This is a genomic window from Mycobacterium sp. ACS4054 (assembly GCF_001667275.1).
GTDB lineage: Bacteria > Actinomycetota > Actinomycetes > Mycobacteriales > Mycobacteriaceae > Mycobacterium.
Window position 1 is genome coordinate 1 of record NZ_LZHV01000020.1, and the last position, 3406, is coordinate 3406.

4 protein-coding genes are annotated in these 3406 nt (G+C 70.0%); 2 read left to right on the forward strand and 2 right to left on the reverse strand.

Annotated elements, in window-relative coordinates; translation table 11 throughout:
- Both A5730_RS25340 and A5730_RS04615 read right to left on the reverse strand, forming a co-directional pair.
- The coding region (locus A5730_RS25340) for an alpha/beta fold hydrolase (RefSeq protein WP_304442311.1) at nt 1-359 on the reverse strand (359 nt) is incomplete at its 3' end.
- A 29-nt stretch (nt 360-388) separates the two neighbouring features.
- Nucleotides 389-1624, reverse strand: coding sequence for a sulfotransferase (locus A5730_RS04615; RefSeq protein ID WP_067896282.1), 1236 nt, complete (start codon nt 1622-1624; stop codon nt 389-391).
- Nucleotides 1625-1652: 28 nt separating this feature from the next.
- Between A5730_RS04615 and A5730_RS04620 the strand changes: the two genes are divergently transcribed.
- Together A5730_RS04620 and A5730_RS04625 are read left to right on the forward strand one after the other, a co-directional pair.
- Nucleotides 1653-2228, forward strand: coding sequence for a TetR/AcrR family transcriptional regulator (locus A5730_RS04620; RefSeq protein ID WP_067896285.1), 576 nt, complete (start codon nt 1653-1655; stop codon nt 2226-2228).
- The gene (locus A5730_RS04625; RefSeq protein WP_067896287.1) at nt 2225-3328 is read left to right on the forward strand and encodes a DUF1214 domain-containing protein; all 1104 of its coding nucleotides are present in this window, start codon (nt 2225-2227) and stop codon (nt 3326-3328) included. Before A5730_RS04620 ends, A5730_RS04625 begins: the two co-directional genes overlap by 4 nt.
- The last annotated feature ends 78 nt before the right edge of the window (nt 3329-3406 follow it).

A 3406-nucleotide genomic window follows, 5' to 3' on the forward strand; every position in this document is an offset into this window, starting at 1 on the left:
CCCCCCCCCCCCCCCCCCCCCCCCCCCCCCCCCCCCCCGCCCCCCCCCGCCCGCGCGCCCCCCGCCGCCGCCCCCCCCCCCCCCCCCCCCCCCCCCCCCCCCCCCCCCCCCCCCCCCCCCGGCGCGGGGGCCCCCCCCCCCCCCCCCCCCCCACGCAGGTCGGGGCACAGCACGCGATAGCCGTCGGCGGCCAGCGGCCCGATCAGGTTGTGCCATTCCCACCAATTCTGCGGGAAGCCGTGCACCAGCATGACCGCCGGACCTTCGGCTGGGCCCGCATCCGCGACGTGGATCGTCACCTCGGGTCCGAGCTCCACATACCTGTGTTCGACGCCGTCCAGCGCGGGCATAGTGACCATGAGTTGAGAAGGTAGCGGCCCGCGGTGGGTTAGGCCAGGAACCGTTCCACATACGGCGCGAAGCGGCCGCGCAGGTCGGCCTCGTCCAACCCGAACATCTCGCAGGACGTCGCGACGTTTCCCAGCCGGCCGCGACGGTGCGCCGCCAGGTAATCGTCAATCGCCGTTCGCGCTTCGGCGGTGAACGGCTCGCCGGCCAAGGCGTACACCCCCTCGGCCACCCCGGTCTCGTTCGCCATGAAGTCGTCGAACCGGATGTCGATCGACCGCTCCGGAGCGATGACGTCGCGATCGCGGACGAGCGCGGTCAGCATCTGTTCGAGCCGACCGATCCACGACGCCGCGATCTCTTCCACCGGCACCGGCGAGCGGTGCATGCGCGCGGAGTAGGTGATCATCGCGATCATCGAGAGCGCCACCGGCACGGGATCGCGGTGGGTGAAAACCACGATGGCGCTGGGGAATACGCGGTTGAGCACCGGAACCTGCTCGAGGTGCTGGGGCGACTTGAGCAGCCAGCGCCGACCGCCGCGCAGGAATTGCATCGCCTTGAGTTGCCGGGCCAGGTATTCGTAATGCGGCGTCTGGTCGTGGGCCTGGTAGTAGTCGCGCCAGCGGGGCACGTGCGCCAGCGTCTCGAAGAGCATGGTCGAAAAGTCGTTGGCGAGCAGCTGGATTTCCTCGTGGACGTGCTCGGTGGTCATCTCGTGCATCAGCCGGAAGTGCGGCATCACGGTATCGATCAGTCCGACCGCGACGTCCATGCGCGCCCGCCGGGGATCCGGCTCGATCCCGGCCTCGGCCGGCAACGGGAACGGCTCGACGCTCTCCCAGTACGGCATGGTGCGGAAGGTGGGCGGCGCCGCCAGCAGGTTGTGCAGGTGGGTGGTGCCGGTGCGGGGCAGGCCGGCGATCACCACCGGCGGCTCCAGCTCGATGTCGTCGATCTCGGGATGCCGGCGCAGCAGGTCGGTCAGCAGCAGGCGGTTCTTGAGCAACTGCAGCAGCTGCCCGTAGAAGTTGACGGTCCCGGCATAGTGGCGTCCGTCGATGTCGCGCAGCGCGGACAGGTAGACCTCGAGCCGCTCGCGATAGTCCGGCGCGCCGAAATCGTCCAAGCCGGTGTCGGCGGCGGCCTTGGCGTGCAGCGCCTCCGCGTCCAGCGGGCAGTCCGGCGCCAGCGAGGCCATCATGTCGAGCAGTTGCTGCGCCTCTGCGCTGAACCGGGGCTGGGCGAGGTCATCAAGGCGAACGGCATCGGTCACGGCGACTTATGTTACTCTGAGTTTCGTAATGGTAGTGGATTTTGGCCGACCCCGTGACCCTCGCATCGATGGTGCGGTGTTGAGCGCGACCGTCGAGCTGCTCGCCGAGACCGGCTATGCCGGGCTGCTGGTGTCCGCGATCGCCGAGCGCGCCGGTACCAGCAAGCCCGCGATCTACCGGCGCTGGCCGAGCAAGGCGCACCTGGTGCACGAGGCGGTGTTTCCGATCGGCGCGGCAACCGAACTGCCTGACACCGGAACGTTGCCCGGAGACCTGCGCGAAATGATCTGTCGCTCAATGCATTTCCTGACGACACCGGCCGCCCGGTCGGCCCTGCCCGGGCTGGTGGCCGAGATGGCCGCAGACCCAAGCCTGCACTCGGCGCTGCTGGAGCGGTTCGCGGGCATCATCGGCGGCGGCCTCGCCGAGCTGCTGACGCGGGCCGCGGGCCGCGGCGAGGTCCGGCCGGAGGTGAGCGCCACCGAACTGACGGAGGCCATCGCCGGCATCACCCTCATGGGTTTGCTCACCCGCGTCACCGAGCTCGACGACGCCTGGGTGGACCGCACCACCACGTTGCTCCTGAAGGGAATCAGCGCATGACACACGAAACGACGGCCGCATGGCAGGAGTTGCTCGGCACCCTCGGCACCCTGGACCGGTCGTTCCTGGAGGGCGAGCGGGCGGTGACCGACGAGCGCCACATCGCCGACGGCTACCGCGCCCTGGCCACGGCGCTGGGCGTCGCCCTGGACGCCTACCTGTTCCCCGAGCCCGGCCGCCCGCAGTTCGTCGCGGTGAACACGCCGTTCCGCCGGGACCGCCGGTGGGGCGGCGACAACACCGACGCCTATTACTTCATGTGCCCGGTGGATTCGCGGCGCCGCTACCGCATCAGCGGCAATCGCGGTGACAGCGTGTACTTTTCGGTGACCGCGTACAACGAACCGTCTCCAGGCGCGTGGTCCGACCGGGTCGTCGCGATCGTCCGCGACAGCGATCTCGACATCGACGCGGACGGCGACTTCGCCTTCGAACTCGGCCCCGTCCCCGACGCCGCCGTGCTGATGACCCGCGACTACCAGGCCGATCCGCTGACGGGGCGCCCCGTCGTCTGGCGCATCGAGGCGCTCGACGAGCCGGACCCGATCCGGCACGGCGACGCCCAGACCGCGGCGAGCCTGCGGGCGGCGGCCGCCTGGCTGCGCACGATGTTCGCCATCGTCCCGCTGGCGGTCGGCACACGCGCGGACGACGAGCATGCGCTCGGCCACGAAACCGCGCATGCCGCAAACGATTTCGCCGATCCTTATCAGGTGCCCGACGCGAACTTCGGCTGGTCGGCGCGCGACGCCTGCTATTCCTACGGCAGCTTCGTGCTCGACGACGACGAGGCGCTGGTGATCACGCACCGGCCGCCGGAGTGCAGGTTCTGGAACCTGGTGGTGTGGAACCAATTCATGGCCACCTTCGGCGCCTCCGATGCGCGCTGCTCGGTCAACGGGCACAGCGCCGAGCTCAACAGCGACGGCTCCGTCACGATCGTGTTGTCCCGTGCGCTGACCGCGCACCCCAATTCGCTGACCACGCTGGGCTACCCGCGCGGCAACCTCGCCTTCCGCTGGTTCCTGGCGGACGGGGTGCCGGAACGCCCGGAGGTGAAAGTGGTAAAGGCCTCGCAGGCGCCGACGGACGTGGCCTAGATGTACTCGGCCAGCAGGTTGGTCACAGTCGGCTGGTGGGTGGTAGTCCGTTGAGTGCGCTGTGGCGGCGTTGAGTGT

Bases quoted from the DNA above. Each gene is read 5' to 3' on its own strand.
- A5730_RS04620 (WP_067896285.1), top strand. From the start codon at position 1,653: ATGGTAGTGGATTTTGGCCGACCCCGTGACCCTCGCATCGATGGTGCG.
- A5730_RS04625 (WP_067896287.1), top strand. From the start codon at position 2,225: ATGACACACGAAACGACGGCCGCATGGCAGGAGTTGCTCGGCACCCTC.